Source organism: Staphylococcus sp. FSL W8-0056 (assembly GCF_037963075.1).
GTDB lineage: Bacteria > Bacillota > Bacilli > Staphylococcales > Staphylococcaceae > Staphylococcus > Staphylococcus aureus.
In genome coordinates this window covers 258,186-275,411 of sequence record NZ_CP150142.1, presented here as the reverse complement: position 1 = coordinate 275,411, position 17,226 = coordinate 258,186, and the positions used below count along the sequence as shown (strand labels likewise).

Below are 17,226 nucleotides of genomic sequence, written 5' to 3'. Positions count from 1 at the left end.
CTATGATATTCGTTATCCCCTGAAAATGAACTCGTAGTATTGTTCTATTTAAATATTGAATTAAATATAATAATAAGTGAAATCCCCTTCAATACTTAACAATAAACATTGTAAACTTAATTTATTACCATGCTTCGCTTCATTGAAAGGGATTTTAGTCATGATTAACTTTTACATATTGTTTTCATGATTATATTCAATTTTTATTAATATTTTGGTACAACGACTCTCCAACCATTTTTATCTTCTAAAGTACCATTTTGAATACCAGTATAGACGTCGTATAATTTTTGAGTAATTTCACCAGTCTCATTATTATTAATAACGATTTCACGATCTTCGTATCTCAATGTACCCACAGGTGAAATAACTGCTGCAGTACCACTACCAAATACTTCTGTTAACTCACCTTTATCATATGATTCGAATAATTCATCGATTGAAACGCGGCGCTCTTCGACTTCATATCCTAAGTTTTTAGCTAATTCGATAATAGATTTACGTGTAATACCAGGTAAAATACTGCCATTCAACTCTGGTGTAATTACTTTTCCATTTTCAACGAAGAAAATATTCATGCTACCAACTTCTTCGATATATTTCTGTTCAACACCATCAAGCCATAATACTTGGTCATAACCTAATTTATTTGCATTTGTTTGTGCTAATAAACTTGCCGCATAGTTACCTGCAACTTTTGCAAAGCCTACACCGCCACGAACAGCACGCACATATTCATCTTCTACATAGATTTTAGTTGGTTTTAAAGTCTCACCACCATAATATGCACCTGAAGGAGATAAAATAATTAATAATTTATACTGATGTGATGCACCAACGCCAAGTGCCCCTTCTGTTGCAAAAACAAATGGACGAATATATAATGATTGACCTTCCCCTTCAGGAATCCAATCTCTTTCTATATCAACTAATTGTTTTAGCCCCTCTAACAATTCTGCTTCGTCTACTTGAGGCATTTCTAATCGTGCTAACGAGTTATTAAGACGCTTAAAATTTTCTTCAGGACGGAAAAGTGCAACTTCCCCATCTCTTTTATATGCTTTTAATCCTTCGAATACCGATTGACCATAATGAACACCTTGTGCAGCAGGTGAAATTTCAATAGGACCATAAGGTACTATCTTCAAATCATGCCATCCTTTATCTGCATCATAATCATAACTCAACATATAATCAGTAAAATATTTACCAAAACCTAGTTGAGATGTATTTGGTTTTTGTTTTAATGTTTCTCGTCGTTCAACTTTAACTGCTTGTGACATGGTGATTGCCTCCTAATAATATTGTATAAGAATTTGTTTAACTTAAATTATAACAATCCATATTTTGCTGTTCAATAAATTTTCTAAAAATTCAAAATTAATTAACAGATTTTCTAGAAAGACTATATCTTTTAGTATAAACGTATTAATTTCACAGAGACAAGTAATCTGTGTTTTACTAATATACTTTACATACAAAAAACTCTTTACTTTAAAATGAACTAAGCTCGCGAATTCAATATGTATAATGAATAATATTAGAATTCATGCACTAGTTTATTAAAATAAAGAGTAATTTAAAATATCATTCCGTGTATTAAAGTGAATGGAAATGATTAGTTATTATTTTTAACAGTATCTTTTTGTTCAATAGCTTCTAACATTAATTTAGTCATGCTCGCTAAATCATATTTAGGATCAAATCCCCATTCGCCACGTGAACAGCTTGTATCAATAGAATCCGGCCAACTATTAGCGATACCTTGTCTAATAGGATCAACATCATAATCTAATGTAAAATTTGGATAGTATTCTTGAATTGCTTCTTTTACCATCTCTGGATCAAAACTCATTGCGCTCAAATTATAACCGTTTCTAGTTTCTAATTTAGCGTCGTCTGCTTCCATAAGTTTAATAATTGCTTCAATTGCATCATCCATATACATCATATCCATATACGTGCCTTTATCTATGAAGCTTGTATAATGACCCTCTCTTACTGCTTTGAAGTATATTTCAACAGCATAGTCTGTAGTACCGCCACCTGGCTCTTTAACATGCGAGATTAAACCTGGGAATCTAACACTTCTTGTATCTACACCAAAACGTTTGAAATAGTATTGACACAATAATTCTCCAGCTACTTTATTTACACCATACATTGTCGTAGGTTGCTGAATCGTTACTTGTGGCGTATTAACTTTAGGAGTTGAGTCTCCAAATGCACCAATTGAACTTGGTGTGAAAAAGTGCAAATTATAAGTTCTTGCAGCTTCTAATGCATTCATTAATCCACCCATATTTAAATCCCAAGCTAGAATTGGATTTTTCTCTGCAGTTGCTGATAATAATGCTGCCATATGCATTAGACTATCCGCTTCAAAGTCCCTAACTAACTCAAACATGCGGTCACGATCTGTTACGTCTAAAATTTCAAATGGTCCATTTTGTACAGGTGAGTCTGCTTCAGGTTCCCTAATATCTGTAGCAAGAACATTATCTGTCCCATAAATTTCTCTGCACTTAACAACTAATTCTGTACCAATTTGTCCTAATGCACCAGTAATCATAATTTTTTTCATAGAAATATCTCCTTTGTCTCTTCTATATAGCTATAGTCCGTCACAAGCGGACATAATATTCATTTTCATAATAATTATAATATAAAAGCGCTTTCTTGTATATATGACATGTACATGTTGCTGATGTTTCTGTAAATGGAAATTCTAGTTGTATTAATTGATTTTAGTAATTTATAGCGTTTATTATTGCTAATTACTGTCAAATTAAATTTTTTATCCCTCAACTCTTAAACTCTGGATATCTTTCATTATATTAGCTTTTTTATAACCATGGATATCATGTAAAGCCTTATAAGCTTTAAATAATGTTTCATACCTTTGTACTTTTTCCGCTTCTGGATTAATTTCGTATAAAATTGGCTCTTTCATAGCATCAACTGCATCATTAATTGAATTATGTGCGCCACCACTGACTGCACCTAATATTGCTGCGCCTATTGCTGGTGCATACTCACTATCCATAACAATTAGTTTTTTATTCAGTACATTCGCATAGATATCCATCATAACAGCATTCTTTTTAGGTATACCGCCACATGCAAATACCTTTTCTACTTCCATATGCCAATCTTGATACTGTTGCATAATCATCTTAGTACCAAATGCTGTAGCTTCTAAATATGCTCTATAAATATCCTCATGCTTAGTTTGTAAAGTTAATCCAAAGATACAACCTGTTAAATTGCTATCACTTAATACACTTCGATTTCCATTATGCCAATCAAGAGCAATGAGCCCACTTTCACCTGGCATTTGATGTTTTATCTTTTCATTCATTAATTCAAATACAGTCATATTTCTATTTGCTGCTTCATCTACATATGACTTTGGTGCTTGCTTAGCGACATACTCAAACAAATCACCTACTGCTGATTGCCCCGCTTCATAAGCAAATAATTCTGGAATAATTGCTCCTTTTACAGAACCTGATATACCTGGCACTTGATGTTGCTTTTCATTTAACATAAGATGGCATGTGCTTGTTCCCATCACCATAGTCATTTCTTTATCTTTTTCAGACCCAATACCTAATAAACTAGCATGGGCATCAATAATAAAAGGACTTACCATAGTCTCTTTTGATAATCCTAATTTCTGTGCCATTTTATCGTCCAGTTTCCCTACTACTTCACCAATATTAACAACCGGTGCAGATACTTTATCTTGAATTACTTTTGATAATTTGGGGTCTATTTTATCAAATAAATCATAATGAAACCCTGTTTCTTCTTCCCAAAATGCTTTGAAACCTAATCCACAATTCGAGCGTACATTTTTATTAGTTAATTTATTTACAATCCAATCGCCCGCTTCCATAATATAAGCCGTTTTTTCCATAATTTCTGGTGCTCGATTCATGACTTCCATTATTTTGGGAATCATCCATTCACTACTAACATTATATCCATAATGGCCTAACCACTTATTATTATTTTCAATAGCAGTTTGATATAATTTCTCTGCTTCTTTATATGCACCATGATGTTTCCAAAGTTTCACATACGCATGTGGATTGTTTTTAAATTGTTTTAAATTATGTACCGGGTTAAGGTTTTCGTCAGTAAAAATAATAGTAGATGAAGTAAAGTCTATACCAATACCTACTATATTGACTGGATCTATTTTTGATTCACGTACTATATATGATATTCCTTCTTCCATAATTTCTAAATAATCATTACTATTTTGAAGTGCATATGTATGTGGTATTTTCAAACCATTTAATTCACTTTCAATGACACCATGTGTATATGGTTTCACAAATTTTGATACTACTTGACCGTTAGTTGTATTAATTAAAAACACACGGCCTGAAGCAGTTCCATAATCAATTCCAATGCTATAAGACATCATGTTTCCTCCATATCGCTAGTTGCGGTTATTAGTTTTGCAAGCGTTTTCTTAAATCATACTCATAATAGGTTCTATTTTACAAGTATCACTTAAATTTTGCCAAAAAAAAGAGTCCTCATACATTTACATATGAGGCTCCTCTAATTAATATTTAATTATTTATTTTGTATTGCATTTAACATTTCATTAACTGCTAATTTTCCTAACTCATTTGAAGCTAAAGGACTGTCACCTGTTAATAATTTACGATCTTTTAACGTTCTTCCTGTCATATCGTCGTTAACTACTTTTAATCCTTGTTTAGTTAATAAATCAGCAACTAACCATTTCAAGCGTCCAGGTAAATAACCTATTTCAATATTTGCACCTTCATCTAATGAGTCAGGGAAGACACAAACAGAGTATCCTTCTAATGGAGATTTTTCTCTGTTAAGCCCTGCTGAAAGTAGTGCTGCTGGTCCATGACATAATGTAACTATAAAGCGGTCATTGTCTAATGCCCAATCTAATGTTTGTTGAACGTCCTCACTTTCAGAAATACCAACAACTGCAGCATGTCCGCCTGGGATAAAGACAGATAAATAGTCTGAATCAGGTCCTAATTCATTTTTAATCACATCTGCTAATTTTTTTGGCTGTTTTAATTTTTCTTTCAATTTATTATAAGTACTTATAACTGCCTCGTCTTCAGTTGGCATAGCCCATAATTCTAATTTAACTGGATAACCAGATAATGTCGCAACATCAACGTCAAAACCTGCTTCCATTAAATGATGTAAAGGTAATAACATTTCAACAGGATGATTACCCGTAGAGAACATTTTTCCATTTTCCAATAATACATATCTCTCTTCAGCAGCAATCATCAATACTTTCCATTTACCATCTTTATAGGCACCTTTGTGTTCAACACCATCAAAATCTGTTTTAGGTGCTGTATATTGACTAAGGGAATATGGTGATGGGAAAAATGCGTTATCTTCTGCTTTATCTGGCGTTGGTTGCTTACTTAATTCATTTACATCTTGTGACATAGTTTATTCCTACTTTCTCTATATAGTTACTACTAGTATAGACATATACTACACACTATAAACATGTATTACTATTAAAATACTCATTATCAAAAATAATCAAAATGAATTTCTTTGTAAAAAATACAACTAAATTCTACAAGATGCTTTTAAAATTCAAACTTCAATTTTGGGGAGCACTAAACATTGTTATAAGAACTTACTGTTAATAAACTAAACATTAAAAAAAGCCCACGACAATATTTGCCGTGGGAATAAATAAATAAATATTAAATCAACTTCATTTCTTTTCCTACTTTTTCATAAGCCGCAATTGCTTCATCTAACATGTCTTTTGTATGTGCAGCTGTAGGCATATTTCTTACACGTCCTGTACCTCTTGGTACTGTTGGGAAAACGATAGATTTCACATAGACACCTTCGTCTTTTAAACGCTTACTAAATTCTTGAGTTGTTTTTTCATCACCAATAATTACTGGTGTAATTGGAGTTTCTGACTCACCTGTATCATATCCTAATTTTGACAATCCATTTTTTAAATATTGTGCATTGTCCCATAATTTATCATGTAATTCAGTTGAATCCATTAACTTTTTAACTGCTTCAGTTATTGCTTTGGTATCCCCAGGTGCTAATGATGTAGAGAATAAGAATGGTCGTGATTGTGCTTTTAACCAATCTATTAACTCTTTTGTACCTGCTACATAGCCGCCAACGACACCAATTGCTTTAGAAAGCGTACCTATTTGGAAATCGATTTTATCTTGTAAACCAAAATGTTTAACCGTACCAGCGCCTTTACCCATAACACCTGAACCATGAGCGTCGTCAACATAAGTTAATAAACCAAATTCTTCTGCAATTTCTACAATTTCAGGTAATTTAGCCACATCACCATCCATACTAAAAACGCCATCAGTGATATACATCACTTTATTGTATTGACCTGATTCAACTGCTTCTTTTGCTTTCGCACGTAAATCATCCATGTCTGAATGGTTAACTCGAATAATTTTAGCTTTAGATAAGCGACATCCATCAATAATTGATGCATGATTAAGCTCATCTGATAAAATAGCATCATTTTTATTCATGACAGCTGAAATAGCAGCCATATTACAATTAAATCCTGACTGATAAGCTATTGCAGCTTCTGTTCCTTTAAATTTTGCTAGTGTTTCTTCTAATTCGTCGTGTAAATCTAATGTACCATTGATTGTACGAACAGCGCCTGCACCTACACCATGTGTATCAATAGCTGCTTTTGCAGCTGATTTCAAATCTTCATTTGTTGCTAGTCCTAAATAATTATTTGAAGATAAGTTAATGTATGATTTCCCATTGATTTTGATTTCTGGTCCGTTTGCACCTTCAATTGTATCTATTTCATTATACAAACCATTTTCTTTTAGATAATTTATATTTTCCTCTAAAAACTCATGTAATGATTGAACCACAGTATATAATCCCCCTTAAGTATTGTTTGGTAATACCTTTATCATACAGTAATTCTACATAACTTGAAAGCCTTATCATTCATAGATAAAATATCTCAAAGCAATCATTTAGTACGATAATTTCATAAAATGTTATACTATAAACATTATTTTAGAAAGTAGTGATAAGGGTGTTAGATTGGTTCCAACTAGCAAATAATAAAGAAAATAAAACAATTCAACTCAGACGTTATTTACACCAATATCCTGAGTTATCTTTTGAAGAATTTCAAACACATGATTATATTGTTAACCAATTAAGCCAGTTATCTTGTGATATTGAAACTCCTATCGGCCGCAATGGTATCAAAGCCACATTTAAAGGCTTGGGCACAGGACCTACCATTGCATTAAGAGCTGACTTTGATGCGTTACCTGTCGAGGAATTAAACGATGTGCCTTATAAGTCTAAAAATCCAGGATGTATGCATGCGTGTGGGCATGATGGTCATACAGCAATTTTACTTACTGTAGCAGAGATTTTAGATGAACATAAACATTTATTAGAAGGTAATGTTGTATTAATATTCCAGTACGGTGAAGAAATCATGCCAGGTGGTTCTCAAGAAATGATAGATGCTGGATGTCTGGAAAATGTAGATAGAATTTACGGTACACATTTATGGAGTGGTTATCCTACTGGAACTATTCATTCACGTGCGGGGGCAATCATGGCCTCTCCAGATGAATTTAGCGTCACAATTAAAGGTCGTGGTGGTCATGGTGCCAAACCTCATGAAACCATTGACCCAATAGTAATCATGGCAGAGTTCATTTTAAGTGCACAAAAAATAATTTCACGTACGATCGATCCAGTTAAACAAGCTGTACTTTCATTTGGAATGATTCAAGCAGGTACCACAGATAGCGTTATTCCTGATCAAGCATTTTGTAAAGGTACAGTTAGAACTTTCGATTCAGATATACAGAATCATGTAATGGACAAAATGGATAAGCTTCTACAAGGTTTAGCAATAGCAAATGATATTAACTATGATTTGAATTATATTAAAGGGTATTTGCCTGTCCATAATAACGAGAAAGCATATCAAGTTATTAAAGAAGCAACAAATGACTTACATGTACGCTTTAATGAATCAGATTTAATGATGATTGGAGAAGATTTTTCACATTATTTGAAAGTACGACCAGGTGCATTCTTTCTGACTGGTTGTGGTAATGAAAGTAAAGGTATTACAGCGCCACACCATAATCCCAAATTTGATATTGATGAAAAATCATTAAAATACGCTGTAGCTGTATTTTTAAAAATCATTGAATTAGAGCAAGTATTTAAAACAAATTAAGCATTTAAATTAATTGAAAGATATGAATCTGGGACATAAACTAATGAAATGCTCCCTTCAAAGTAGACATTGAAAAAATGAAAACTTTGAAGGGAGCATTTTACAATGTCCAAGACTCAACAATTTTATTTAAACAGTATTATCAGTTATAAGTTTTATTAGTCAGTCTTTCATCAATTATTGTTCTTCTAAATCGAATAGCCATTACAAAATTTACACATTAAAAAAAGACCCCTCGATTGAGGGATCTTCTTTTTATATAAAATCTAAGAAATTAGAAATTATTTAATGATTTCAGTAACAACGCCTGATCCTACAGTACGTCCACCTTCGCGGATTGAGAAACGAGTACCGTCTTCAATCGCGATTGGAGCGATTAATTCTACTGTCATTTCAACGTTATCACCAGGCATTACCATTTCAGTACCTTCTGGTAAGTGAACAACACCAGTTACGTCAGTAGTACGGAAATAGAATTGTGGACGATAGTTTGAGAAGAATGGAGTGTGACGTCCACCTTCGTCTTTTGATAATACGTATACTTCTGCTTTAAATTCAGTATGTGGTGTAATTGAACCAGGAGCAGCTAATACTTGACCACGTTGTACGTCTTCACGAGCAACACCACGTAATAATGCACCAATGTTGTCACCAGCTTCAGCGTAGTCTAATAATTTACGGAACATTTCAACACCTGTAACAGTTGTTTTAGATGTGTCATGTAAACCGATGATTTCAACTTCTTCACCAACTTTGATTTGACCACGTTCAACACGGCCTGTAGCAACAGTACCACGACCAGTGATTGAGAATACGTCCTCAACTGGCATCATGAATGGTTTGTCAGAATCACGTTCTGGAGTTGGAATGTAAGTATCTACAGCTTCCATTAATTCTAAGATTTTTTCTTCGTATTGAGCATCGCCTTCTAAAGCTTTTAATGCTGAACCAGCGATTACAGGTACATCGTCACCTGGGAAGTCATATTCGCTTAATAAGTCACGAACTTCCATTTCTACTAATTCTAATAATTCTTCATCGTCAACCATGTCAACTTTGTTTAAGAATACTACTAATGCTGGTACACCAACGTTACGTGATAAAAGAATGTGTTCACGAGTTTGTGGCATTGGACCGTCAGCAGCAGATACTACTAAGATACCGCCGTCCATTTGAGCAGCACCAGTGATCATGTTTTTAACGTAGTCAGCGTGTCCTGGGCAGTCAACGTGAGCGTAGTGACGTTTGTCAGTTTGGTACTCAATGTGAGAAGTATTGATTGTGATACCACGTTCTTTTTCTTCTGGAGCGTTGTCAATCATGTCATATGATTGTGCAACTGAGTCACCATTTTTTGCTAATACAGTAGCGATTGCTGCTGTTAATGTTGTTTTACCATGGTCAACGTGACCGATAGTACCGATATTGGCATGTTCTTTAGAACGATCGAATTTTTCTTTTGCCATTATAAAATCTCTCCTATTCTAATTAAAAATAATATTTAAATTTATCTCTCATGATAGTTTCTCACCATCATGAGAAATTATTTATAGCGATGCAAAAAGAATTTTACAATTCTTTTATAATGCATTCACCCCAAAAAATCAAACTATAAAGATGATAGCTTACATTTAAGCTCACCTTGTATTTTAACCTAGGCTAGCTAGTCAAAACAAGTTATATTATTCACCTTTATTTTTCTTGATAATATCTTCAGCGATTGATTTTGGAACTTCAGCATAGTGATCGAAGTACATAGTGTAAGTACCGCGACCTTGAGTGTTTGAACGTAATGATGTTGCATAACCGAACATTTCTGAAAGTGGTACATAAGCATTAACAACTTGTGCATTACCACGAGGTTCCATACCATCAACACGTCCACGACGAGATGTTACGTCACCCATGATATCACCCATGTACTCTTCAGGCATTTCAATAGTTACTTTCATCATTGGTTCTAAGATTACAGGATCACATTTTTTAGCAGCTTCTTTAAGTGCTAATGATGCAGCAATTTTGAAGGCCATTTCAGATGAATCGACATCATGGTATGAACCATCATATAATTTAGCTTTAACATCAATTAAAGGATAACCTGCTAAGACACCATTTTCCATAGCATCTTTAAGACCAGCTTCTACTGATGGAATGTATTCACGAGGAACTACACCACCAACGATAGCGTTTTCGAATTCGAAACCTGCGCCTGTTTCGTTTGGTGTGAATTCAATGTGAACATCACCGTATTGACCACGACCACCAGATTGACGAGAGAATTTACCTTGAACTTGTGCAGATGATTTGAATGTTTCACGATATGAAACCATTGGAGCACCTACGTTACATTCAACGTTGAATTCTTTCTTCATACGGTCTACTAAGATGTCTAAGTGAAGCTCACCCATACCACCGATGATAACTTGTCCAGTTTCTTCGTCAGTGTGTGCATGGAATGTTGGGTCTTCTTCTTGTAATTTAACTAAAGCTTGAGTCATTTTATCTTGGTCAGCTTTAGATTTTGGCTCTACTGATAAGTGAATAACTGGCTCTGGGAATTCCATTGATTCCAAGATAATGTCATTTTTCTCACCACATAAAGTATCACCAGTACCTGTATCTTTAAGACCTACCGCAGCCGCGATATCTCCAGAGTATACAGTATCGATTTCTTGACGTGAGTTAGCGTGCATTTGTAATAAACGACCTACACGTTCACGTTTACCTTTAGTAGAGTTCTTAACGTATGAACCAGATGTCATTGTACCTGAATACACACGGAAGAATGTTAATTTACCAACATAAGGGTCAGTCATAACTTTGAACGCTAATGCAGCGAATTCAGCTGAATCGTCTGCTTTCGCGATTACTTCTTCTTCAGGGTTGCTAGCACGGTGACCAATAATTGGTTTAACGTCTAGTGGTGAAGGTAAGTAATCAATTACAGCGTCAAGCATTAATTGAACACCTTTGTTTTTGAAAGCTGTACCACAAAGTACTGGGTAGAATTCTACGTTAGTAGTAGCTTGGCGGATAGCTTCTTTTAATTCAGAAACTGAAATTTCTTCGTCACCAAGATATTTTTCCATTAATTCGTCGCTAGTTTCTGCAACTGCTTCGATTAAGCTAGCACGAGCTTCTTCAGCTCTATCTAAGTGGTCTTCAGGAATTTCAATTTCTTCAATTTCAGTACCTAAATCATTTGTATATTTGAAACATTTCATTTCAACTAAGTCAATGATTGCTTCGAATTCGTCTTCCGCACCAATTGGTAATTGGATTGGAGCAGCGTTAGCTTGTAAACGATCATGTAATGTACTTACAGAGTATTCGAAGTTAGCACCTAATTTGTCCATTTTGTTTACAAATACGATACGTGGAACACCATAAGTTGTAGCCTGACGCCAAACTGTTTCAGTTTGTGGTTCAACACCTGATTGTGCATCAAGTACTGTAACTGCTCCGTCAAGTACACGTAATGAACGTTCAACTTCTACAGTGAAGTCTACGTGTCCAGGTGTATCGATAATGTTTACACGGTGACCTTCCCAAGCTGCTGTTGTTGCAGCAGATGTGATAGTAATACCACGGTCTTGTTCTTGCTCCATCCAGTCCATTTGTGAAGCACCTTCGTGTGTTTCACCAATTTTGTGGATACGGCCAGTGTAATAAAGAATACGTTCAGTCGTAGTCGTTTTACCAGCATCAATGTGAGCCATGATACCGATATTACGAGTTTTTTCTAATGAAAATTCTCTAGCCATGTATTTTTTCTCCTTCCAGTTTATATTACTGAATAAATACGATAGATATGGCGATGCCCTAAGCATGAACGCTTAATGAAAATTCATTAATATAGAACACACTCAGGGTAAAAGCTTTTATCTTACCAACGGTAGTGAGCAAATGCTTTGTTTGCTTCAGCCATTTTGTGAGTGTCCTCACGTTTCTTAACGGCACCACCTGTATTATTTGCTGCATCTAAAATTTCGTTAGCTAAACGATCTTCCATCGTTTTTTCACCACGAAGACGTGCATAGTTAACTAACCAACGTAAACCTAAAGTAGTACGACGCTCTGGACGAACTTCTACTGGTACTTGATAGTTAGAACCACCTACACGACGAGCTTTAACTTCTAATACTGGCATAATGTTGTTGATTGCTTCTTCGAATACTTCTAATGCATCACGACCACTGCGTTGTTCAACTAGGTCGAATGCTGAATAAAGAATTCTTTGTGCTGTTCCACGTTTACCATCTAACATAATTTTGTTAATTAATTTAGTTACTAACTTAGAGTTATGAATTGGATCTGGTAATACGTCTCTTTTAGGTACTGATCCTTTACGAGGCATAATGTAAATCCTCCCTTCCTTATATTAAATATTTTAAGTTTAAGATTTAATTAAAAACTAAATTCTTAGTTTTTAGGTTTCTTAGTTCCGTATAATGAACGACCTTGTCTACGTCCGTCAACACCTGAAGTATCAAGTGCTCCACGTACAATATGGTAACGCACACCTGGTAAGTCTTTTACACGTCCACCACGTACAAGTACAACACTGTGTTCTTGTAAGTTATGTCCGATACCAGGGATGTATGCGTTAATTTCGATGTTGTTTGATAAACGCACACGTGCATATTTACGTAACGCTGAGTTAGGTTTTTTAGGTGTCATTGTACCTACACGAGTACATACACCACGTTTTTGTGGTGAGTTTAAGTCAGTAAATTTTTTCTTTTTACTGTTGAAACCTTTATTTAAAGCTGGAGAATCTGATTTTTTGATTTTGCTTTGTCTTGGTTTACGTACTAATTGGTTAATAGTTGGCATGTGATATGTCCTCCTCTCTTCACTTTTTAATCCCACACATCCAGGTGGTTCATTTTTAGGTTAAATAAAATTTAGTAAGTAAAACACTTACTAATTCTCATTTAATCAATGCTACTATTGTCGCATTGACGTTAATACCTACATGTTTACCCAAAGCATGTTTGCTTTTGAAAAAAGATACAGGTATATTTTTCTGATTGATTTGGCTTAACACGCGAGTCATTAAATATACTTCAACGTCTTCAGCAATAATCAAAGATGTAACTTGATCTTTCTTTAACGCTTTAAGCGTTTCTTTAAGACCAACTACAAAATGTTGTTTGTTAAAGCGTGCAACTTTTTCCTTAGACAATAATTTATCCTCCAAAGTTCTGCTTGCATCAACCTTTAATATTTTAACATTGAACAAGAGAATTCGTCAACATTAAATCAAATAATTTACATAAAAATAACAAGAGGCTAAAGCATTAGCCTCTGTTATATACTTGTTATTCCGTTACTTCAGTTTGAGATTCAACTTCTGCAACTGGTTTAGCTGTTTTTTCGTATTTTACGTCGCTATAACGTCTCATACCAGTACCAGCTGGAATTAACTTACCAATAATTACGTTTTCTTTAAGACCTAATAAGTCATCACGCTTACCTTTAATTGCTGCATCTGTAAGAACTCTTGTTGTTTCTTGGAATGATGCTGCAGATAAGAAACTTTCTGTTTCAAGTGATGCTTTAGTAATACCAAGTAATACTGGTTTAGCTGTTGCAGGACGCTTACGGTGTTTAAATGCTTCTCTATTTGCATCTGTAAAGTTATGAATATCAACTAATGAACCTGGTAATAACTTCGTATCACCTGCTTCGATAATTCTAACTTTACGTAACATTTGTCGAACCATAACCTCAACGTGTTTATCGTCGATTTCTACACCTTGCATACGGTAAACTTTTTGTACTTCTTTTAATAAGTAGCTTTCAGTCGCGTTTAATCCAGCAACAGATAAGTAATTCTTAGGTTCAATAGAACCTTCAGTTAATACTTCACCACGTTGAACTGGTTGACCGATTTCTACAATAATTCTTGAAGTACCTGAAGCAAGGTATGATCTTGTTTCATTAGCACCTTTAACAACAATTTCTTGTTGTCTATCTTTTGCTAATTTAATATCTTCTACGACACCTTCGATTTCCGTAATTACCGCTTGACCTTTAGGGTTACGTGCTTCGAAAATCTCTTGAATACGAGGAAGACCTTGTGTGATATCGCTACCTGCTACCCCACCTGTATGGAATGTACGCATTGTAAGCTGTGTACCTGGTTCACCGATAGATTGGGCTGCAATTGTACCAACTGCTTCACCAACTTCAACTTTTTCACCAGTAGCAAGGTTTTTACCGTAACATTTTTCACAAACACCATGTCGTGCGTTACAAGTAAATGCTGAGCGAATATACATTTGTTCAATACCAGCATCTGTAATTTTCTTAGCAATTTCAGGTGTAATTAATTCATCAGGACGAATGATTATTTCATCAGTTTCAGGATGACGAATTGTTTCTTTAGAATAACGACCTTCAATACGTTCGATAAATGGTTCAATCATTTCTGTACCTTCTTTAATATCAGAAACTAATAAACCTCTATCAGTACCACAGTCTTCTTCACGAACAATAACATCTTGTGCCACGTCAACAAGACGACGAGTAAGATATCCTGAGTCAGCTGTTTTAAGTGCTGTATCGGCAAGACCTTTACGTGCACCGTGAGTTGAGATGAAGTATTCAAGTACTGTTAAACCTTCACGGAATGAAGATGTGATTGGTAATTCGATAATCTTACCAGATGGTGCGGCCATCAATCCACGCATACCTGCTAACTGTGTAAAGTTAGATGCGTTACCACGGGCACCTGAATCACTCATCATGAAGATTGGGTTAGTTTTATCAAGTGATTGCATCAATTCACCTTGAATTTGATCTTTTGCATCTGTCCAAATTTCAACAACTGCATTATATCTTTCTTCTTCAGTGATTAAACCACGGTTGAATTGTTTTGTAATTCTGTCGACTAATTTTTCATGCTCATCAAGTATTTGTTGCTTATCAGGTAATACTACGATATCAGCAACACCTACTGTAATACCAGCTTTAGATGAGAATTTGAATCCTAAGTCTTTCATACGGTCTAACATCATTGATGTATCAGTGATGCTAAATCTGTTGAATACTTCTGCAATAATATTACCTAAGAATTTTTTGTTGAAAGGTTCAATTAATTCTTCATTTTCAAAGTATTCTTTTAATCCACCTTCACCTAAAGTTGTAGGATCGATGAAATATCTGTTTGGTGTCTTTCTTTCTAAGTTTTCTTGCGTAGGTTCATTAATATAAGCAAATGAATCTGGAATGATTTCATTGAATATAATTTTACCTACTGACGTAGCAAGAATCTTTTTGTTTTGTTCTTCAGTAAATGTTGGATTATTGAACGAACTTGCATGTACACCAATTCTAGTGTGTAAATGTACAAAGCCATTTGCATATGCTTTTAATACTTCATTTGTATTATTAAAGATTGCGCCTGTATTTACTGCATCTTTTCTTTCTAAAGTAAGGTAATAGTTACCAAGTACCATATCTTGTGATGGTGTAACTACAGGTTTACCATCTTTAGGGTTCAAGATGTTTTGTGCTGCTAACATCAACATTCTTGCTTCAGCTTGTGCCTCTTTTGATAAAGGAACGTGAACCGCCATTTGGTCACCGTCAAAGTCAGCATTATAAGCTGTTGTTACAAGTGGATGTAGACGAATCGCACGACCTTCAACTAAAGTTGGTTCAAATGCTTGAATACCAAGTCTATGAAGTGTTGGTGCACGGTTAAGTAATACAGGATGTTCTCTAATTACTTCTTCCAATACGTCCCAAACTTCATCATCCATACGTTCGATTTTACTCTTCGCATTTTTAATGTTAGTTGCAATTTCACGTTGAACTAATTCTTTCATTACGAATGGTTTAAATAGTTCAAGTGCCATTTCTTTTGGTAAACCACATTGGTACATTTTCAAGCTTGGACCTACTGCAATAACTGAACGTCCTGAATAGTCGACACGTTTACCAAGTAAGTTTTGACGGAAACGACCTTGTTTACCTTTTAACATATGAGATAAAGATTTTAATGGACGGTTACCTGGGCCAGTAACTGGACGACCACGACGACCATTATCAATTAAAGCGTCAACGGCTTCTTGTAACATACGTTTTTCGTTTTGAACGATGATACCAGGTGCACCTAAATCTAATAAACGTTTCAAACGATTATTTCGATTAATTACACGACGGTATAAGTCGTTTAAGTCACTTGTTGCAAATCGTCCACCATCTAATTGAACCATTGGACGAATTTCTGGTGGGATGATTGGAAGTACATCTAAAATCATCCATGAAGGTTTGTTACCTGAATTACGGAATGATTCAACAACTTCTAAACGTTTAATTGCACGAGTAAGTCTTTGACCAGTAGCTGATTCCAACTCATCGCGTAACAATTTAAGTTCTTCGTCAAGATCAATCTCTTCAAGTAAATCTTTAATACCTTCTGCACCCATTTTTGCAACGAATTGACCTGGGTATTTATCATAATAATCTCTGAATTCAGCTTCAGATAATAAAGTTTTCTTTTCTAAACCAGTTGGACCTGGATCTACAACAACATAAGAAGCAAAGTAAATAACCTCTTCTAATGCTCTTGGTGACATGTCAAGTAATAATCCCATACGACTTGGTATACCTTTGAAATACCAAATGTGAGAAACTGGAGCAGCAAGTTCAATGTGACCCATTCTTTCACGACGTACTTTAGATTTAGTTACTTCAACTCCACATCTGTCACAGACCATGCCTTTGTAGCGAACACGTTTGTATTTACCACAACTACATTCCCAGTCTTTTGTAGGTCCGAAAATTCTTTCACAGAATAGACCATCTTTTTCAGGTTTTAATGTACGGTAGTTGATTGTTTCAGGTTTTTTAACTTCACCAAAAGACCAAGAACGGATTTTTTCAGGTGAAGCCAATCCTATTTTCATATAATGGAAATTATTTACATCAATCAAGGA

12 protein-coding genes are annotated in these 17,226 nt (G+C 34.8%); 1 reads left to right on the top strand and 11 read right to left on the bottom strand.

The annotated features are described in order from the left end of the window. Window positions 1-206: 206 nt before the first annotated feature. The 5 genes from NSS86_RS01415 to NSS86_RS01395 all read right to left on the bottom strand — a co-directional run bounded on the left by NSS86_RS01415 (window position 207) and on the right by NSS86_RS01395 (window position 6,929). Complete coding sequence (locus NSS86_RS01415) at window positions 207-1,283, bottom strand: branched-chain amino acid aminotransferase (RefSeq protein ID WP_000076036.1); 1,077 nt, start codon at window positions 1,281-1,283, stop codon at window positions 207-209. A 335-nt stretch (window positions 1,284-1,618) separates the two neighbouring features. Beyond that, window positions 1,619-2,584 carry an NAD-dependent epimerase/dehydratase family protein gene (locus NSS86_RS01410; RefSeq protein ID WP_000723301.1) on the bottom strand — a complete coding sequence of 322 codons (966 nt, stop codon included), beginning with the start codon at window positions 2,582-2,584 and terminating at the stop codon, window positions 1,619-1,621. A 213-nt stretch (window positions 2,585-2,797) separates the two neighbouring features. Beyond that, a complete protein-coding gene (locus NSS86_RS01405; RefSeq protein WP_000122354.1) occupies window positions 2,798-4,435 on the bottom strand; it encodes a ribulokinase in 1,638 nt (545 codons plus the stop codon). A 158-nt stretch (window positions 4,436-4,593) separates the two neighbouring features. Further along, window positions 4,594-5,472 (bottom strand): glyoxalase III HchA, encoded by an 879-nt coding sequence (gene hchA / locus NSS86_RS01400; protein WP_000076404.1) that lies wholly within the window; start codon window positions 5,470-5,472, stop codon window positions 4,594-4,596. A gap of 269 nt (window positions 5,473-5,741) precedes the next feature. Continuing rightward, window positions 5,742-6,929, bottom strand: a complete 1,188-nt coding sequence (locus NSS86_RS01395) for a glycine C-acetyltransferase (RefSeq protein ID WP_000250823.1) — start codon at window positions 6,927-6,929, stop codon at window positions 5,742-5,744. A gap of 170 nt (window positions 6,930-7,099) precedes the next feature. On the opposite strand from NSS86_RS01395, the gene NSS86_RS01390 reads away from it, so the two are divergent. Beyond that, entirely contained in the window at window positions 7,100-8,275 is a 1,176-nt protein-coding gene (locus NSS86_RS01390; RefSeq protein WP_000887920.1) for a M20 family metallopeptidase, read from the top strand. 281 nt (window positions 8,276-8,556) lie between these two features. Here NSS86_RS01390 and tuf read toward each other — a convergent pair whose 3' ends face one another. The 6 genes from tuf to rpoC all read right to left on the bottom strand — a co-directional run bounded on the left by tuf (window position 8,557) and on the right by rpoC (window position 17,196). Next, window positions 8,557-9,741: an elongation factor Tu gene (tuf, locus tag NSS86_RS01385; protein WP_001040568.1), complete on the bottom strand. Its 1,185-nt coding sequence runs from the start codon at window positions 9,739-9,741 to the stop codon at window positions 8,557-8,559. Between the two features lie 216 nt (window positions 9,742-9,957). Further along, window positions 9,958-12,039, bottom strand: a complete 2,082-nt coding sequence (gene fusA, locus NSS86_RS01380) for an elongation factor G (RefSeq protein WP_000090315.1) — start codon at window positions 12,037-12,039, stop codon at window positions 9,958-9,960. 122 nt (window positions 12,040-12,161) lie between these two features. Further along, on the bottom strand, window positions 12,162-12,632 hold the full coding sequence (gene rpsG / locus NSS86_RS01375) for a 30S ribosomal protein S7 (protein ID WP_001137495.1): 471 nt from the start codon (window positions 12,630-12,632) through the stop codon (window positions 12,162-12,164). Window positions 12,633-12,697: 65 nt separating this feature from the next. Continuing rightward, window positions 12,698-13,111 carry a 30S ribosomal protein S12 gene (rpsL, locus tag NSS86_RS01370; protein WP_001142337.1) on the bottom strand — a complete coding sequence of 138 codons (414 nt, stop codon included), beginning with the start codon at window positions 13,109-13,111 and terminating at the stop codon, window positions 12,698-12,700. A gap of 97 nt (window positions 13,112-13,208) precedes the next feature. Further along, entirely contained in the window at window positions 13,209-13,463 is a 255-nt protein-coding gene (locus NSS86_RS01365) for a ribosomal L7Ae/L30e/S12e/Gadd45 family protein (RefSeq protein ID WP_000031892.1), read from the bottom strand. Between the two features lie 136 nt (window positions 13,464-13,599). Continuing rightward, window positions 13,600-17,196: a DNA-directed RNA polymerase subunit beta' gene (gene rpoC / locus NSS86_RS01360; protein ID WP_001788197.1), complete on the bottom strand. Its 3,597-nt coding sequence runs from the start codon at window positions 17,194-17,196 to the stop codon at window positions 13,600-13,602. Between the last annotated feature and the right edge of the window lie 30 nt (window positions 17,197-17,226).